Below are 17,022 nucleotides of genomic sequence, written 5' to 3' on the forward strand. Positions count from 1 at the left end.
GCGATTTTGAAGTGACGTGGATTGTAGGCCGAGGCTAAATGCAAGGCAATGACGGAGCGCGGGAAGCGGCGGCGAAGCAGGCTGGCGCAAGGCTTGCCGGATCCGGGCTTGACAAGGCGATGACTAGTGAATATTCCAGCATTTTGCCGCGATTATCCGGTGTATACTTTTGAAAATATGAACAACTGACGCATGGGCTCAATTGCCTGCGGCTAATGGCGAGCGATAATAAACGCAAACATGGCACACCACGCTGACGATAAATCCACAGCCAGTACCGGCCTTTCCCTCAGGGCTGTCTTTCTCATCGCCGTGGTGCTGGGCTTGCTGATTCCCGCGTCCATCATCAGTTATCTGAGTTTTAATATTCAACGGGACGCGTTGACCGCCCAGTTGGAAACCGATCAAAAACGCCTGCTGGACATCGTCGCTCTGGGCATGCAGGAGCCTTTGTGGAATCTGAGCCGCCAGGCCGGCAACCCGTTGATCGCTTCGGTGATGGAAGACGCGAGGGTGGTTTCCATCCGCGTCACCGACACCCAGTCCAATCAGATCTTTCTGTCTTCGGTGCGCGCGGAGCGCCGCATCGGCAGTGTCTCCTTTGTGGAAAAACCGGTGATCTACCGCGGCGAGGAAATCGGCCAGGTGACGCTGGAATTCGACAATGAACACCTCGCCATCGCGCTCAACAACCAGATCAAGAATATTCTGATGATTCTGGCGGCGCAGCTGGTGTTGTCCATTCTGCTGATCATGAGCATTCTGCACTCGCGTTTCCTCAGCCCGATGAAGGCCCTGACCGAACAGGCGCGCTTGCTGGCCGAACTCAAGCTGGACCGGCCGTTCGAATGGCAGCGCCGCGACGAGATCGGCCATCTGGGCAAACACTTGGAATGGACCCGCGCGGAACTCAAGCGCTTGCTGGACGAGTTGCGCGCCAAGACGCTGGCGCTGGAAGCGGACATTTCCCGCCGCCGCGAGGTGGAGGACGCGCTGCGCCGCTCCGAGAACAAATACCGCGAGCTGTTCTGGTCCAACCTCGACGGCATTGTGATCAGCTCGCTGGATGGCCAGGTGATAGACGCCAACCCCGCCTTCCTCAACCTGATGTGCTACAGCCTGGATCAGCTCAAGCTGCAGAATTTCTGGACGCTGGTGGGGCCGGAGAGCGAGGCGCTGGAGCGCTTCAATCTGGACAACAAGGTATTGCGCTTCGGCTACTGCGACGAGTTCGAGGCCACCTATATCAACCGTTTCGGCAATCCGGTGCCGGTCAGCGTCAAGACCGTGGCGATGCGCGACGCCTTCGGACGCATCAACGCGGTATGGCGCATGGTGCGCGACATCTCCGAGAAACGCGCGGCGGAGGAGAGGGTGCAACTGGCCGCCAAGGTGTTCGAGAACACCGTGGAAGGCATCATGATCACCGACGCGGACAAACGCATCCGCAGCGTCAACCGCGCTTTCACCGAGATCACCGGCTACACCCAGCACGAGGTGCTGGGCCAGAAGACCAGCGTGCTGTCCTCCGGCCGCCACGACCAGCCCTTCTACGAACAGATGTGGCAGTCCATCGCCGACCACGGCTCCTGGCAGGGCGAGTTGTGGAACCGCCGCAAGAACGGCGAGGTGTTCCCGGAATGGCTGGCGATCAACGCGGTGCGCAACAGCCTGGGCGAAATCACCCATTACGTGGCCATCTTCAGCGATCTGACCGAACGCAAGGCGGCCGACGAGCGCATCCAGTTCCTCGCCCATTTCGACGTGCTGACCAGCTTGCCCAACCGCGTGCACATGCAGGACCGGGTGGAGCTGGCTATCCACAACGCCGGCCGCGACAACGAGCGGCTGGCCTTGCTGCTGCTGGACCTGGACCGCTTCAAGACCGTCAACGAATCGCTGGGCCACACCGCCGGCGACACCCTGCTGCAGGTGGCGGCGGACCGGATCAAGGGCGTGCTGGGGCCGGGAGAGATGCTGGCGCGCCAGGGCGGCGACGAATTCATCGTGCTGCTGCCGGTGATTTCCGATCCGGGCGAGGCGGCGATGGCGGCGGAGCGCATCCGCGACGCCTTCACTGCGTCGATAGAGTTGCACAATCATGTGATCACCATCACGCCGTCCATCGGCATCAGCGTCTACCCGGACGACGGCCGCGACTACGAGACCCTGGTGCGCAACGCCGACGCGGCGATGTATCACGCCAAATCCTCGGGCCGCAACAGCTACAAGTTCTACACCGCCGACCTCAACGCCCGCGCCCGCGAAATCCTGGCGATTGAAAGCCAGCTGCGCTTCGCGCTGGAGCGCGAGGAGTTCGTGCTGCATTATCAGCCGCAAGTGGAAATGGCCAGCGGCCGCATCATAGGCGCCGAGGCGCTGATCCGCTGGAACCATCCGTCGCTGGGCGTGCTGGGGCCGGTGCGTTTCATCGAGGTGGCGGAGGAGCGCGGCTTCATCGTGCAGATCGGCAACTGGGTGATAGGCGAGGCCACGCGCCAGCTGGCCGCCTGGCGCAGCCAGGGTCTGCCGGAACTGACCCTGGCCATCAATCTGTCCGCCTTGCAGTTCCGCCAGTCCGATCTGGCGGATCAGATCACCTCGGCGCTGGCCACCAACGGCCTGCCCGGTCACGCGCTGGACATCGAGGTGACCGAGAGCGTGGTGATGGAAGACGCGATGGCCACCATACAGGCCATCGACAATATGAAGAATATGGGGCTGAAGCTGTCCATCGACGACTTCGGCACCGGCTATTCCAGCCTGTCTTATCTGAAGCGCTTCAAGGCGGACAAGCTGAAGATCGACCGTTCTTTCGTGCGCGACATCCCGCACGACGCCGACGACACCGCCATTGCCCGCGCCATCATCAATATGGCCAAGAACCTGAATATGAAGGTGGTGGCGGAAGGGGTGGAGACGATAGAGCAATGGCACTTCCTGCAACGCGAAGGCTGCGAATACGTGCAAGGCTACTTGATCGCCCGGCCGCTGCCGGCGGACGAGTTCGTCAAACTGCTGGCCCAGGACTGCCTGTTGCCGCAGGAGTGAGCTGACCCAAGGGCAGGGACGGGAGCGCGCGGATGACTTTCAAGATTGGCGACGAGGCGGTGGATGTCGGCAAGGAAGTGCTGTCGCGCAGCCTGGACTTCGTGCCCATTCCCATCCTGATCTCGGAATCCGACGCCAAGCTGGACCAGCCCGGCCGGCGCGTGCATCGCTATCTGAACCGCGCTTTCCTGCAGCAGATAGGCTACACGCTGGAGCAGATGCCGGACATGGAGGCCTGGTTTCGTCTGGCTTATCCCGATCCGGCCTACCGCTTGGAGGTGGAGCAGAGCTGGCTGCAGGCGGTGAAGGACAGCCTGGCGCTGGGCCGCAACCTGGCGGAGATGACGGTGAGGGTGTGCTGCGCCGACGGCCGCCTGCGCTGGTTCATCGTCACCGCGCAACTGCATGCCGATCTGCTGCCCAACTGGCACATCGTCACTTTCCGCGACGTGGACGACCTCAAGTGCGCGATGGACGAGAACGTCAGGTTGTCGCGCACGGATTTTCTCACCGGTTTGATCAACCGCCGCGAGGCGGTGCGTCAGATGGAGGCCGCCTGGCTGCAATGGCTGCAGACGCGCCGGCCGTTCGCGGTCTTGTTGTGCGATATCGACCATTTCAAACTGGTGAACGACCATTTCGGCCATGACGGCGGCGACTATGTGCTGGTGGAAGCGGCGCGCTTGCTGAGCGAGACGTTTCCGGACTTGCTCTGTTCGCGCTGGGGCGGGGAAGAGTTTCTGCTGCTGGCTCCGGACGCCGATCAGGCCAAGGCCGCGGCCTTGGCGGAACAGGCCCGGCAGCGGCTCGCCGCCGCCAATCTGCAATGGCAGCAGCATCCGGTGCCCTTGACCCTGAGCATAGGCCATGTCTGCGCGCAGCCGGGCCTGGAAGTGGAGGTCTTGCTGCAGCGCGCGGACGCCGCCTTGTATCAGGCCAAGGCGGCGGGGCGCAATTGCTGTCGGGCGGGGTGAGGCCGGCGGGCCGTCAACGGGCGGTCATCGCCTGTCTCAGGTAGTCGATGAACGCCCGCAGTTTCGCCGGCTGATGCAGGTGGTGCGGGTAATACAGGTAGAAGGCCTCCGCCGGCGGCATCCATTCTTCCAATACGGCGATCAGGCCGCCGTCCGCCAGATGGGGTTCGGCCATCGCCTGCGGCAGATAGGCGAGGCCGAGTCCGCCCAGCGCGACGTGCAGCGCCGCCGCGGTGTCGTTGGCGGTTAGCGGCCCTTGCACCGCGACTTCGAACGGCCGGCCGGCGTCGACGAATTGCCAGCGGTAGATCTGGCCGCTGCTGGCGAAGCGATAGCGCAGGCAATCATGTTGTCGCAACATGGCCGGATGCGCGGGTACGCCGCGCGTTTGCAAATAAGCCGGGCTGGCCGCTACGCAAAAGCGGAGCGGGGCGCTGACCGCCACCGCCTGCATATCCTGTTGCAGGCTCTCGCCGAAGCGCAGGCCGGCGTCCAGACCGCGCTCCACGATATCCACCAATTGATTGTTCACGTCCAGTTCCAGCTTTAGCTGCGGATGCGCGCGCATGAAGCCGGCCAGCAAGGGATACAGCAGCAGGGCGGCGGCGGTATGCGGCAAGGTCAACTTCAGGGTGCCGCTGAGCTGACCTTGCCATTGGCGAGTGTCTTCCAGCGCGCCGTCCAACTGTTCCAGCAGCGGCCTGATCCGCGCCAGCAGCGCCTGGCCGGCTTCGGTCAGCCCAACCTTGCGGGTGGTGCGGTTCAGCAGGCGCACGCCCAGTTGCGCCTCCAATTGACGCAGCGTCTGGCTCAGCGCCGAGGGGGTGACCTCTTGCTGGGCGGCGGCGCGGGTGAAGCTGCCGTGCTGGGCGATGAGGCGGAAGGCTTGCAAGGCGTGCAGGGAGTTTTGCGGCATTGTGAAGATTTTCTACGTAATGCATGCAGATTAAGCCGGTTTTTCCGATGGAGGCAAGCGCATATGCTTCAGGCATCTTAACCGACCGCGAAGGATGGCTGGCATGAAACAACGTATCCTGGGCCGTAACGGCCCCTCCGTTTCCGCTTTGGGCTTGGGCTGCATGGGCATGAGCGCTTTCTACGGCGCGCATGACGACGCGGAATCGCTGCGCACGCTGAATCACGCGCTGGATCGCGGCGTCAATCTGCTGGACACCGCGGATATGTACGGACCTTACCGCAACGAGGAATTGCTGGCGCAGCTGCTGAAGTCGCGCCGTAGCGAGGTGGTGCTGGCCACCAAGTTCGGCATCGTGATGGACCCGGCCAATCCGGCCGCGCGCGGCGTCAACGGTCGGCCGGAATACGTGCGCAGCAGTTGCGAAGGCAGTCTCAAGCGGCTGGGCGTCGACGTCATCGATCTTTACTATCTGCACCGCGTGGACCCGCAAGTGCCTATCGAAGAAACGGTGGGCGCGATGGCGGAGCTGGTGCGCGCCGGCAAGGTCCGTTACCTGGGCCTGTCCGAGGCGGCGCCCGACACCTTGCGCCGCGCGCACGCCGTCCATCCCATCCACGCGCTGCAAAGCGAATACTCGCTGTGGACGCGGGACCCGGAGCAGCAAACGCTGGACTTGTGCCGGGAGCTGGGCGTCGGTTTCGTCGCCTACAGCCCGCTGGGGCGCGGTTTTTTGACCGGGGCGATCCGAAGCCCGGACGACTTCGACGCCGACGACTACCGGCGCGGCAATCCGCGCTTTCTCGGCGAGAATTTCCGCCGCAATCTGGCGCTGGTGGACCGGGTGAAGGCCTTGGCCGAAGCCAAGGGCTGCACGCCGGCGCAATTGGCGCTGGCCTGGGTGCTGGCGCACGGTGATCACATCGTCGCCATTCCCGGCGCGCGCCGCATCCGCAATCTGGACGACAATCTGGGCGCGCTGACGCTGGCACTGAGTCCGGCGGAGCGGGCGGAAATCGACGCGGTCTTTCCGCCGGAGGCCGTCAGCGGCCTGCGCTACGCGTCCGAGGTGATGGCGACGGTGCAGCGCTGAGCGCGGTTTTAGCGGTCTCGCCGCCAGTCGCGGCGGTCGCGCTCATGGCCGCGGCCATGGTCGTGATCGTCGTCGCCATGCCAGCCGTGGCGTTCGTGTTCGCGCCTGTACTCATGGCCGCGTTGAACCTGCTGATAACGCGGCACATAGACTTGGCGGTACCACTCGTCGCGAACGAAGTAGACCGGGCGGCCGCAGGCGCCGTAGCGGCCGCAGTAGCGACGCCAATCCTTCATGTGGCCGGGCGGCACCCGCAGATACATCGGCGCCACCGCCACCGGGGCGGGCTGGATGACCACCGGTTGCGGATAGATCAGCTGCGGAGGCGGGAAACCGCCCAGGCTGAGTTGTCCGTAGAAGCCGGGCTGGCCGATGGTGATGGAGACGCCGGCCTGGGCCGGCATGGCGCAGAGCCATGCCGAGGCGCTCAGCGCGGCGAATGCGAATAGACGTTTCATGGCGAATGTCCTTTTAGTCGTACAAGCGAGTGTTGTACTGCCAATATCGTCCGACACTATTGCGCATGCGCGAAGCTGAAGGACGGAATGATGTCTATTGTTGGCGGAAAGGAGGTTTAGCAAACAAAAGCAAAACTTCCCGGCTGCGATGGACGGCCTGGCAAGGCGCCCTGCGTTGCCGCGAGTCTTGTCTTCTATAGGAAACGCTTTCATGCAAAAACTTCTGCAAGTCCACTTTGATTTTTCCGGTCCTTTCGGCGACGAGATGGCAAGCCGCTTGCAAGAGCTGGCGGCGTCCATCAATCAGGAGCCCGGCTTCATCTGGAAAATATGGACGGAGAGCCCGGACCGGCAAGAGGCTGGCGGCATTTATCTGTTTGCCAGCGAAGAAACGGCGCAAGCTTATCTGCGCATGCACAGCGCAAGACTGAAAGCCTTGGGGGTGACCGAGGTCAGCGGCAGGATTTTCGACGTGAACCTGGCGCTCAGCGAGCTCAATCATGCGGGCTTTGCGCGCGGGCCGGAGCCGCTTGGGGCCGAGTAGCCGGCAGCCCTGGTCAGCGGGGCCTTGTGCCGAGGTTCTTGTCTGCGTTTGAAAAGCAGGGTACGGCAGAGGGGGAAAAGAAAAAGCCGCTCGCCGGAAGGCGGGCGGCTGGGTCGAGCCGTAGGCTTGAAGCGCTTATTCCGGACGCATCTGCGGGAACAGAATGACGTCGCGGATGGACGGCGCGTCGGTCAGCAGCATCACCAGGCGGTCGATGCCGATGCCGCAGCCGCCGGTCGGCGGCAGGCCGTATTCCATCGCGCGGATGTAGTCGGCGTCGTAGTGCATCGCCTCGTCGTCGCCGGCGTCCTTCTGCGCCACCTGGGACAGGAAGCGCGCAGCCTGGTCTTCCGGATCGTTCAACTCGGAGTAGCCGTTGGCGTGCTCTCGGCCGACGATGAACAGCTCGAAGCGTTCGGTCAGGCCCGGCTTGCTGTCGGAACCGCGCGCCAGCGGGGACACTTCCACCGGGTAGTCGATGATGAAGGTCGGGTTCCACAGCAGGCTTTCGGCGCATTCTTCAAACAGCGCCAGTTGCAGGCTGCCCAGGCCCGGCGCCGGCGGCAGCTTGCCGCCCAGGCGCTTGATCTCGCTGGCCACCCAGGCCGCGTCGTCCAGTTGGGCATCTGTGTATTGCGGGTTGTAGTGCTTGATCGCGCCGACGATGGTGAAGCGGTCGAACGGTTTGCCCAGATCCACTTCCTTGCCCTGGTAGCTGACGGTGGTGGAGCCGCAGGATACCAGCGCGCATTCGCGGATGATGGCTTCGGTCATTTCCATCATGCGCTGGTAGTCGCTGTAAGCTTCGTAGAACTCGATCATGGTGAACTCGGGGTTGTGGCGCGTGCTCATCCCCTCGTTGCGGAAGTTGCGGTTGATCTCGAACACGCGCTCCAGACCGCCCACCACCAGGCGCTTCAGATACAGCTCAGGCGCGATGCGCAGGTACAAGGGCATGTCCAGCGCATTGTGGTGGGTGACGAAAGGCTTGGCCGCGGCGCCGCCCGGGATCGGGTGCATCATCGGGGTTTCCACTTCCAGATAGCCTTCGCCCACCATCACGTCGCGCACCTTCTGGATGATCTTGGAGCGCTTGATGAAGGTCTGGCGGCTGTCCTCGTTCATGATCAGGTCGGCGTAGCGCTGACGGTACTTGGTTTCCTGATCGGTGATGCCGTGGAATTTCTCCGGCAGCGGACGGATGTTCTTGGACAGCAGGCGCACTTCGCTGGCCTGCACCGTCAGTTCGCCGGTCTTGGTCTTGAACAGCACGCCCTTGATGGCGACGATGTCGCCCAGGTCCCAGTGCTTGAACTCGGCGTGCTGTTCTTCGCCCACGCCGTCATTGGAGATATAGGCCTGGATGCGACCGCTGCCGTCTTGCAGCGTGGCGAAGCTGGCCTTGCCCATCACACGTTTCAACATCATGCGGCCGGCGACGGCAACCTCGATCTTTTCGGCTTCCAGCGCTTCCTTTTCCTTGCCGGCGTGCGCGTCCTGCAGGACTTGCGCGAAGTGGCTGCGCTTGAAGTCGTTGGGGAAGGCGATGCGCTGTTCGCGGATGCTCTTCAGCTTTTGGCGGCGTTCCGCCATGATCTGGTTTTCGTCCTGGCTGGGCGATGCTTGCTCGTGTTCAGACATGTTCACTCCGTAGTTCAATGCAATGGCTGTTGGCCGCCGCGCGGGCGGCGGCCGGGTTAAGCGGGTTTTAGGTTCAGACGCCCTGTTTCAGGCTGGCTTCGATGAAGCCGTCCAGGTCGCCATCCATGACGCCCTTGATGTTGCCCACTTCGTAGCTGGTGCGCAGGTCCTTGATGCGGGACTGGTCGAAGACGTAGGAGCGGATCTGGTGGCCCCAGCCCACATCGGTCTTGGTGTCTTCCAGCGCCTGCTTGGCCTCGTTGCGCTTTTTCAGTTCCAGTTCGTACAGCTTGGCGCGCAGCATCTGCATCGCTTCGTCGCGGTTGCGGTGCTGGGAGCGGTCGTTCTGGCACTGCACCACGATCCCGGTGGGATTGTGGGTAATGCGCACGGCGGAGTCGGTCTTGTTGATGTGCTGACCGCCGGCGCCGGAGGCGCGGTAGGTATCGACGCGCAGATCGGCCGGATTGATGTCGATCTCGAAGCTGTCATCCACTTCCGGATAGACGAAGACCGAGGAGAAGGAGGTGTGGCGACGCGCGTTGGAGTCGAACGGCGATACTCGCACCAGGCGGTGCACGCCCACTTCCGAGCGCAGCAGGCCATAGGCGTATTCGCCGCTGATCTTCAGCGTGGCGCTGGTGATGCCGGCCACTTCGCCTTCGGACTCTTCCAGCACTTCCACGCTGAAGCCCTTGCGTTCGGCGTAGCGGATATACATGCGCAGCAGCATGCCGGCCCAGTCCTGGGCCTCGGTGCCGCCGGCGCCGGCCTGGATGTCCAGGAAGCAGTTGTTCGGGTCCATCGGATCGTGGAACATCCGGCGGAATTCCAGCTGCGCGAGCTTGGCTTCGGCGGTGTCCAGATCGGCCTGCACGGCCAGGATAGTGTCGTCGTCGTTTTCGGCGCGGCCCATCTCGAACAATTCGGCGCTGTCGCCGACCATGGCGCTGATCTCGTCGATCACCAGCACCACGTCTTCCAGCTGTTTGCGCTCGCGGCCCAGTTCCTGGGCGCGCTTGGGATCATTCCAGATGTCCGGGTCTTCGGTCAGGCGGGAAACTTCTTCCAGACGGTCTTTTTTACCGTCGTAGTCAAAGATACCCCCGGATGTCGGCGCCACGGGTGGCCAGGTCGTCTATCTTGGCCGCGATTTGGTTCAGTACTTCGACTTCAATCATGCTCAACTCCAAATGGCAGTCTGTTAAATATAGGCAGTCGGGAAATCGGGTCTTGATCAAAGACAAAAAAGCGCACCGTAAGGTGCGCTTTTGCTGAAAAGACTTGGGATGGATCAGCCAAACAGGTGAGCGATGGCGGCGCGCTCTTCTTCCAGTTCGGCCAGGGTGAAGTTCATCCGCTCGCGGCTGAACTCGTCGATTTCCAGACCTTGCACAATCTTGTATTCGCCATTTTCGCATACAACCGGGAAGCCGTACATCACGCCTTCCGGGATGCCGTAGGAGCCGTCGGACGGAATGCCCATGGTCACCCATTTGCCTTGGCTGCCCAGCACCCAGTCGTGGACGTGGTCGATGGCGGCGTTGGCGGCGGAGGCGGCGGAAGACAGGCCGCGCGCTTCGATGATGGCGGCGCCGCGCTTGCCCACGGTGGGCAGGAATACGTCGCGGTTCCAGGCTTCGTCGTTGATCATGGCCTTGACCGGCTGGCCATCAATGCTGGCGAAGCGGTAGTCGGCGTACATGGTCGGCGAGTGGTTGCCCCATACCGCCAGCTTCTCGATGGCGGCCACCGGCTTGCCGGTCTTGGCGGCGATCTGGGACAGCGCGCGGTTGTGGTCAAGACGCAACATGGCGGTGAAGTTTTTCGGATTCAGGTCCGGAGCGGACTTCATCGCGATCCAGGCGTTGGTGTTGGCCGGGTTGCCCACTACCAGCACTTTCACGTCGCGGGCGGCGTGGTCGTTCAGCGCCTTGCCTTGAACGGTGAAGATGGCGCCGTTGGCTTCCAGCAGATCCTTGCGCTCCATGCCCTTGCTGCGCGGGCGGGCGCCCACCAGCAGCGCGACCTTGACGTCCTTGAAGGCCACGTTCGGGTCGTCGGTGGCAACCATGCCGGCCAACAGCGGGAAGGCGCAGTCTTCCAGTTCCATCATCACGCCCTTGAGGGCGGTTTGGGCTTGCGGCAGGTCCAGCAGTTGCAGGATGACCGGTTGATCCTTGCCGAGCATTTCGCCGCTGGCAATGCGGAACAGCAGACTATAGCCGATTTGGCCGGCTGCGCCGGTGACGGCGACGCGAACGGGAGCTTTCATTGGCGGACTCTCCTTTGATGTATCCGATAATGACGATATGCAGATGTTGCTCTGCAGCATTGAATGCTTTTGTGCGGCTGAGTGTAACACGGAGTATAGCCAAAGTGGGGGTGTAATCCTCATCAGAAAAGCTGATGGGTCCAGTAAAGTCTTGTATCTTATATAAGACTTGTATTTACGCTTGATTTGTTTGGTGATACAACAGAGAACATGACAGATCGACCGCTGCGTAGACAGCCGCTGTACAGCCAGATCAAGCAGCAATTGCTGCGCCGGATCGGCGATGGCGAATGGCAGGAGAACGATGCCTTGCCCAGCGAATGGGACTTGGCGGACGAGCTGGGCGCAAGCCAGGGCACGGTGCGCAAGGCCTTGGGCGAACTGGTGGCCGACGGCCTGCTGTATCGCGCGCAGGGCAGGGGCACTTTCGTGGCGCCGGCGCCCAGCGAGTGGGGCGAAGGCCTGCTGCTGACGCCGGGCCTGTTCAACGAGCAGCCGGACGATCTGGCGCGGGAGTTCCTCGGCATTTCGCGGGGCAACGCCAGCGACGACATGGCCGCGGCATTGCAATTGCGGCGCGCTGCGCCTTTATTGAGAGTTCGGCAGCTGTGGCGTTGGCACGGCATCCCGGTCGCGGTGGACGAGGCCTTCTTGCCGGCCGACGAGTTCGAGGGGCTGGACGCGCGATGGCTGCGTGGCTCGTCCGGGGTGTACCAGGCGCTGCAGCAGCGTTTCGGCATCCGTTTGAAAGTATTGTGCGAGCAGTTTCGCGCGTTGATGTTGCCGCGCGAGGAGAGCGCGCTGCTCGGCGTCACCGGCATGGTGGCCGAGGCGCCGGCCTTGAGCCTGATCCGGATTTCCGGCTCGATGGAGGGCGTGCCGCTGGAGTGGCGGCAGCGTTACTGTCTGACGCACAACTGGGCTTACACCGCCCGCCGGGCTTGACGCGGCGGGCTTTTGACGTGACGTGGACGGCTGGGCCGGCGGCGAAAAACGGGCCGCGGCCAGCCAGTTTTGCTAGAATCCCCGGGTCATATTGCACCGCGATATTCCTGGTGCGGCATGAGCGGTAATGACGGGCATCCAGCCATAACAACAACGGAGCCCTTCAAGCGGGCGGTCTCGTAGCGGACCGTCTGTTGTGTAACCTCTTGGTTCTAAAAACATCCAAGGAAGCCATATGCAGAAGCAACGACCAAAGCACCTGGATCTGGCCAAGATCAGATTGCCGATTCCCGGCATCGTCTCGATCTTGCACCGGATCAGCGGTGTTGCGCTGTTCTTTTCTCTCCCACTGTTGATTTACCTGTTGCACGGTTCGCTGAGTTCGGCCGAATCGTTCGAAACCTACCGCGCCGTGGTGGGCAACCCGCTGATGAAGCTGGTGTTGCTCGGCCTGTTGTGGGCGTATATGCACCACTTCTGTGCCGGTATCCGTTTCCTCTTCCTCGATATTCATAAAGGTCTCGAACTGCAGACCGCCCGCGCCACCGCCAAGACCGTCGTGGCCGTCAGCCTGGCGCTGACCGTGGTTCTGGGAGTTGCTCTATGGTAAATCGCAATGTCGTCGGCGCCGGCTATGGCCTGCGCGATTGGATCATGCAGCGCGTCACCGCGGTGATCATGTTGATCTACACCGTGGCTTTGGCTTTGTTCCTGTTGACCATGCCGTCCGGCTACGAAGGCTGGAAGGCGTTCTTCGGCCAGTTCTGGGTGCAGTTGCTGACTCAGGTGAGCCTGATCGCTCTGTTCCTGCACGTATGGGTGGGTATCCGCGATCTGTGGATGGACTATGTGAAGCCGGTGGGCGTACGCCTGGCGCTGCACGTGTTCACCATCGTCTGGCTGGTTTCCTGTTTTATCTATTCCGTTAAAGTGGTCTGGGGGCTGTAATGGGTATTCCTGTTCGTCATTTCGACGCCGTTATCGTTGGGGCAGGCGGAGCAGGCATGCGCGCGGCCTTGCAATTGTCCGAGGCCGGCCTGAAGACAGCGGTGCTGTCCAAGGTATTCCCGACCCGCTCCCACACCGTTGCCGCCCAGGGCGGCGTGTCCGCTTCTCTCGGCAACTCTGAGGAAGATCATTGGCACTGGCATATGTACGACACCGTCAAGGGGTCGGACTGGCTGGGCGATCAGGACGCCATCGAATTCATGTGCCGCGAAGCGCCCAAGGTGGTGGTGGAGCTGGAGCACTTCGGCATGCCGTTCGACCGCAACGCCGACGGTTCCATCTACCAGCGCCCGTTCGGCGGCCATATGTCGAATTTCGGCGAAAAGCCGGTGCGCCGCGCCTGCGCCGCAGCCGACCGCACCGGCCACGCCATGCTGCACGCGCTATACCAGCGCAATGTGCGCGCCAATACCCATTTCTTCGTTGAATGGATGGCGCTGGACCTGATCCGCGACGCCGACGGCAATGTCCAGGGCGTGATCGCCATGGAAATGGAAACCTCGGAAATCGTCGTGTTCCAGGCCAAGGCCACCTTGTTCGCCACCGGCGGCGCCGGCCGCATCTTCTCCTCGTCCACCAACGCCTTCATCAATACCGGCGACGGCCTGGGCATGGCTTCCCGCGCGGGCATCCCGCTGGAAGACATGGAGTTCTGGCAGTTCCACCCGACCGGAGTGGCCGGCGCCGGCGTGTTGATCACCGAAGGCGTGCGCGGCGAAGGCGGCATTCTGCGCAATGCGCAGGGCGAACGCTTCATGGAGCGCTACGCGCCCAACGCCAAGGACCTGGCGTCCCGCGACGTGGTGTCGCGCGCGATGGTGACCGAGATCAACGAAGGCCGCGGCTGCGGTCCGAACAAGGATCACGTGCTGCTGGACATCACTCACCTGGATCCGGAAGTGATCATGTCCAAGCTGCCGGGCATCCGCGAGATTTCGATCAAGTTCGCCGGCGTGGACCCGATCAAGGCCCCGATTCCGGTGGTACCGACTTGCCATTACCAGATGGGCGGCATTCCCACCAACTACCACGGCGAAGTGGTGGTGCAGGGCGAAAAAGTGCAGGGCTTCTACGCGGCCGGCGAATGCGCCTGCGCGTCGGTGCACGGCGCCAACCGCCTGGGCACCAACTCGCTGCTGGACTTGCTGGTGTTCGGCAAGAGCTCGGCCAACTCCATGATCGAGTTCATCAAGCAGCATCCGGAAGACCTGCCGGAACTGGCGCTGGCCGATGTCGAGCGCTCCATCGCCCGCGTCGAGCGCCTGAATCAGCAGACCGGCGGCGTGCAAGTCAACGACGCGCGCGAAGCCATGCAGCGCACCATGCAGGCGCACTGCGGCGTGTTCCGCTTCAAGGACATGCTGGCCGAAGGCGTGGAGAAGATTCTGGAAGTGGAGAAGATGGTGCAGCGCACCGAGATCTCCGACAAGTCCAATGTCTTCAACACCGCCCGCATCGAGGCGCTGGAGCTGGAGAACCTGATCGAAGTGGCCAAGGCCACCATGATCTCGGCCAACGCCCGCACCGAGAGCCGCGGCGCCCATGTGCGCGACGACGCCAAGGACACCGAGGAAACCCCGAACGGCCGCGACGACAAGAACTGGCTGAAGCATACCTTGTGGTATCGCGAAGCCAACCGTCTGGATTACAAGCCGGTCAATCTGAAGCCGCTGTCGGTCGATACGATCGCGCTGAAGACCCGCTCCTACTAAGGGTTCCATCAAGATGACTACCGAAACCGTCAAATTCCGCATCTACCGCTACAATCCGGAAACCGATGCCAAGCCGTATATGCAGGACATCAGCGTGGAGATGGACTCCACCGAGCACAAGCTCTTGGACGCGCTGGTCAAGCTGAAGGTGAAGGACGACACGCTGAGCTTCCGCCGCTCCTGTCGCGAAGGCGTGTGCGGTTCCGACGCGATGAACATCAACGGTAAGAACGGCCTGGCCTGCCTGACCGACTTCCGCGACCTGAAACAGCCGATCGAGCTGCGTCCGCTGCCGGGTCTGCCGGTGATCCGCGATCTGATCGTGGACATGACCCAGTTCTTCAAGCAGTACCACTCGATCAAGCCTTATGTGATCAACGACACGCCGCCGCCGGAACGCGAGCGCAAGCAGTCGCCGGAAGACCGTAAGGAACTGGACGGCCTGTACGAGTGCATTCTGTGCGCTTGCTGCTCGACGTCCTGCCCGTCCTTCTGGTGGAACCCGGACAAGTTCGTCGGTCCGGCCGGCCTGTTGGCCGCCTATCGCTTTATCGCGGACACCCGCGACGAAGCGACCAAGGAGCGCCTGGACAACCTGGAAGACCCGTACCGCCTGTTCCGTTGCCACACCATCATGAACTGCGTGGACGTGTGTCCTAAGGGCCTGAATCCGACCAAGGCGATTGGCAAGATCAAGGACCTGATGGTCAAGCGTGCAGTATGACCGCCTACGATCCGATTGAACTCAAGCGGATCCGTTGGCGGTCCCGGCGGGGGCTGCTGGAGCTGGATCTGGTGCTGGAGAAATTCTTCGCCGGCCCCTTCGACCAGCTCGCCCCCGCCGAGATTGAGGCTTATCGGCGGTTGCTGGATTTGCCCGATACCGATTTTCTGGACGTCGTCAGCGGCAAGGCCGATCTGGACGACCCGGAAGAGATGGGCATCGTGGCGATTCTCCGTTCGCTCTGACGGCTGTGCATCACCCCAATTACAACGACCATAAACCGACTGGGAGTATTGCTGTGGAAACTGATCGCAAAGTAACGCTCACATACAACGAGGGTAAGGAAACTCTGGATTTGCCGGTCCAGAGCGGCACTTTGGGGCCGGATGTCGTCGACATCCGCACCTTCTCCAAAACCGGCATGTTCACGTTCGACCCGGGCTTCCTGGCCACCGCCAGCTGCGAGTCCGGCATCACCTTCATCGACGGCGATCTGGGCCAGCTCTACTATCGCGGCTACCCGATCGAGCAACTCGCCGAGAAGAGCGATTACCTGGAAGTCTGCTACCTGCTGCTGAACGGCGAACTGCCGACCGCGGCGCAGCGCAAGGACTTCGAGCGCGGCATCATGCGCCACAATATGCTGCACGATCAGCTGATGAGCCTGTTCAAGGGCTTCCGTCGCGACGCGCATCCGATGGCGGTGATGGTGGGCGTGGTGGGCGCGCTGTCCGCCTTCTACCATGACTCGCTGGACATCTCCAATCCTGAGCATCGCCGCATTTCCGCGCATCGCCTGGTGGCCAAGCTGCCGACCATCGCCGCGCAAGCTTACCGCTACAACAAGGGTCTGCCGTTCTCCTACCCGAAAAACGGCCTGACCTACGCGGAAAACTTCCTGCACATGATGTTCTCCACCCCGTGCGAAGAGTACAAGGTGAACCCGGTGCTGGCGCGCGCGCTGGACCGCATCTTCACCCTGCACGCCGATCACGAGCAGAACGCCTCCACCTCCACCGTGCGTCTGGCGGGCTCCTCCGGCGCCAACCCCTTCGCGTGTATCGCCGCCGGCATCGCCTGCCTGTGGGGCCCGTCCCATGGCGGCGCCAACGAAGCCGTGCTGAAGATGCTGGATGAAATCGGCAGCGTGGAAAACGTGGCCGACTTCATGCAAGGCGTGAAGGACAAGCGCTACAAGCTGATGGGCTTCGGCCACCGCGTGTACAAGAACATGGACCCGCGCGCTTCCATCATGAAGCAGACCTGCGACGAAGTGTTGAACGAATTGGGCCTGCACAACGATCCCAAGTTCAAGCTGGCGATGGAACTGGAAAAGATCGCGCTGTCCGATCCCTACTTCATCGAGCGTAAGCTGTACCCGAACGTGGACTTCTACTCCGGCATCGTCTTGTCGGCCATCGGCATCCCGGTGTCGATGTTCACCCCGATCTTCGCGCTGGCCCGCACCGTGGGCTGGATCGCCCACTGGAGCGAAATGATCTCCGACCCGGCGATGAAGATCGGCCGTCCGCGTCAGTTGTACACCGGCGCCCCCCGCCGCGATTTCATTCCGGTGGAGAAGCGCAAGTAAGCAGGAACGAGGGTTGGCTGGAGCAGGGCTTCAGCCAGCCTTTTTTTCCGGCCCGACGGCGGGCCGGGGCAGGGTCAGAATGTTATGGGA

Annotated in this window: 16 protein-coding genes; 11 read left to right on the plus strand and 5 right to left on the minus strand. The window is 62.3% G+C overall.

Annotated features, from left to right (window positions below; all coding sequences use genetic code 11):
- Positions 1 to 240: 240 nt before the first annotated feature.
- Complete coding sequence (locus NK214_RS04020) at positions 241 to 3,051, plus strand: bifunctional diguanylate cyclase/phosphodiesterase (RefSeq protein ID WP_107798158.1); 2,811 nt, start codon at positions 241 to 243, stop codon at positions 3,049 to 3,051.
- 32 nt (positions 3,052 to 3,083) lie between these two features.
- Entirely contained in the window at positions 3,084 to 4,025 is a 942-nt protein-coding gene (locus NK214_RS04025) for a sensor domain-containing diguanylate cyclase (RefSeq protein WP_107798159.1), read from the plus strand.
- 13 nt (positions 4,026 to 4,038) lie between these two features.
- Here the strand turns inward: NK214_RS04025 and NK214_RS04030 are convergent, their stop codons facing one another.
- A complete protein-coding gene (locus NK214_RS04030; RefSeq protein WP_227106932.1) occupies positions 4,039 to 4,941 on the minus strand; it encodes a LysR family transcriptional regulator in 903 nt (300 codons plus the stop codon).
- A 103-nt stretch (positions 4,942 to 5,044) separates the two neighbouring features.
- Here NK214_RS04030 and NK214_RS04035 point away from each other — a divergent pair, with 103 nt between their 5' ends.
- Positions 5,045 to 6,034, plus strand: coding sequence for an aldo/keto reductase (locus NK214_RS04035; RefSeq protein WP_253313805.1), 990 nt, complete (start codon positions 5,045 to 5,047; stop codon positions 6,032 to 6,034).
- Positions 6,035 to 6,042: 8 nt separating this feature from the next.
- On the opposite strand, the gene NK214_RS04040 is transcribed toward NK214_RS04035, so the two are convergent.
- Complete coding sequence (locus tag NK214_RS04040; protein ID WP_253313806.1) at positions 6,043 to 6,492, minus strand: hypothetical protein; 450 nt, start codon at positions 6,490 to 6,492, stop codon at positions 6,043 to 6,045.
- Positions 6,493 to 6,703: 211 nt separating this feature from the next.
- On the opposite strand from NK214_RS04040, the gene NK214_RS04045 reads away from it, so the two are divergent.
- Positions 6,704 to 7,036 carry a monooxygenase gene (locus tag NK214_RS04045; protein WP_253313807.1) on the plus strand — a complete coding sequence of 111 codons (333 nt, stop codon included), beginning with the start codon at positions 6,704 to 6,706 and terminating at the stop codon, positions 7,034 to 7,036.
- Between the two features lie 135 nt (positions 7,037 to 7,171).
- On the opposite strand, the gene lysS is transcribed toward NK214_RS04045, so the two are convergent.
- The 3 genes from lysS to NK214_RS04060 form a co-directional block, all read right to left on the minus strand.
- Positions 7,172 to 8,677 carry a lysine--tRNA ligase gene (lysS, locus tag NK214_RS04050; protein ID WP_253313808.1) on the minus strand — a complete coding sequence of 502 codons (1,506 nt, stop codon included), beginning with the start codon at positions 8,675 to 8,677 and terminating at the stop codon, positions 7,172 to 7,174.
- 73 nt (positions 8,678 to 8,750) lie between these two features.
- Positions 8,751 to 9,855 (minus strand): peptide chain release factor 2 gene (gene prfB / locus NK214_RS04055; RefSeq protein ID WP_253313866.1). Its coding sequence is split into 2 segments (ribosomal slippage): positions 8,751 to 9,773 and positions 9,775 to 9,855, totalling 1,104 coding nucleotides; the frame shifts between segments, so codons are not numbered across the junction.
- Positions 9,856 to 9,971: 116 nt separating this feature from the next.
- Positions 9,972 to 10,952: a malate dehydrogenase gene (locus tag NK214_RS04060; protein ID WP_048411376.1), complete on the minus strand. Its 981-nt coding sequence runs from the start codon at positions 10,950 to 10,952 to the stop codon at positions 9,972 to 9,974.
- A 210-nt stretch (positions 10,953 to 11,162) separates the two neighbouring features.
- On the opposite strand from NK214_RS04060, the gene NK214_RS04065 reads away from it, so the two are divergent.
- The 7 genes from NK214_RS04065 to gltA all read left to right on the plus strand — a co-directional run bounded on the left by NK214_RS04065 (position 11,163) and on the right by gltA (position 16,932).
- Complete coding sequence (locus NK214_RS04065; RefSeq protein WP_048415654.1) at positions 11,163 to 11,897, plus strand: GntR family transcriptional regulator; 735 nt, start codon at positions 11,163 to 11,165, stop codon at positions 11,895 to 11,897.
- Positions 11,898 to 12,132: 235 nt separating this feature from the next.
- Entirely contained in the window at positions 12,133 to 12,507 is a 375-nt protein-coding gene (sdhC, locus tag NK214_RS04070; protein WP_019103264.1) for a succinate dehydrogenase, cytochrome b556 subunit, read from the plus strand.
- Positions 12,501 to 12,845, plus strand: coding sequence for a succinate dehydrogenase, hydrophobic membrane anchor protein (gene sdhD / locus NK214_RS04075; protein ID WP_043592734.1), 345 nt, complete (start codon positions 12,501 to 12,503; stop codon positions 12,843 to 12,845). The genes sdhC and sdhD overlap by 7 nt, the downstream gene beginning before the upstream one ends.
- Positions 12,845 to 14,617, plus strand: coding sequence for a succinate dehydrogenase flavoprotein subunit (sdhA, locus tag NK214_RS04080; protein ID WP_253313809.1), 1,773 nt, complete (start codon positions 12,845 to 12,847; stop codon positions 14,615 to 14,617). Before sdhD ends, sdhA begins: the two co-directional genes overlap by 1 nt.
- Positions 14,618 to 14,630: 13 nt before the next feature.
- The gene (locus NK214_RS04085; protein WP_107798168.1) at positions 14,631 to 15,341 is read left to right on the plus strand and encodes a succinate dehydrogenase iron-sulfur subunit; all 711 of its coding nucleotides are present in this window, start codon (positions 14,631 to 14,633) and stop codon (positions 15,339 to 15,341) included.
- The gene (locus NK214_RS04090) at positions 15,338 to 15,586 is read left to right on the plus strand and encodes a succinate dehydrogenase assembly factor 2 (RefSeq protein ID WP_107798169.1); all 249 of its coding nucleotides are present in this window, start codon (positions 15,338 to 15,340) and stop codon (positions 15,584 to 15,586) included. The genes NK214_RS04085 and NK214_RS04090 overlap by 4 nt, the downstream gene beginning before the upstream one ends.
- Before the next feature lie 53 nt (positions 15,587 to 15,639).
- A complete protein-coding gene (gltA, locus tag NK214_RS04095; RefSeq protein WP_107798170.1) occupies positions 15,640 to 16,932 on the plus strand; it encodes a citrate synthase in 1,293 nt (430 codons plus the stop codon).
- The last annotated feature ends 90 nt before the right edge of the window (positions 16,933 to 17,022 follow it).

Origin of the sequence: Chromobacterium sp. S0633, from assembly GCF_024158805.1 — a bacterium.
Lineage (GTDB): Bacteria > Pseudomonadota > Gammaproteobacteria > Burkholderiales > Chromobacteriaceae > Chromobacterium.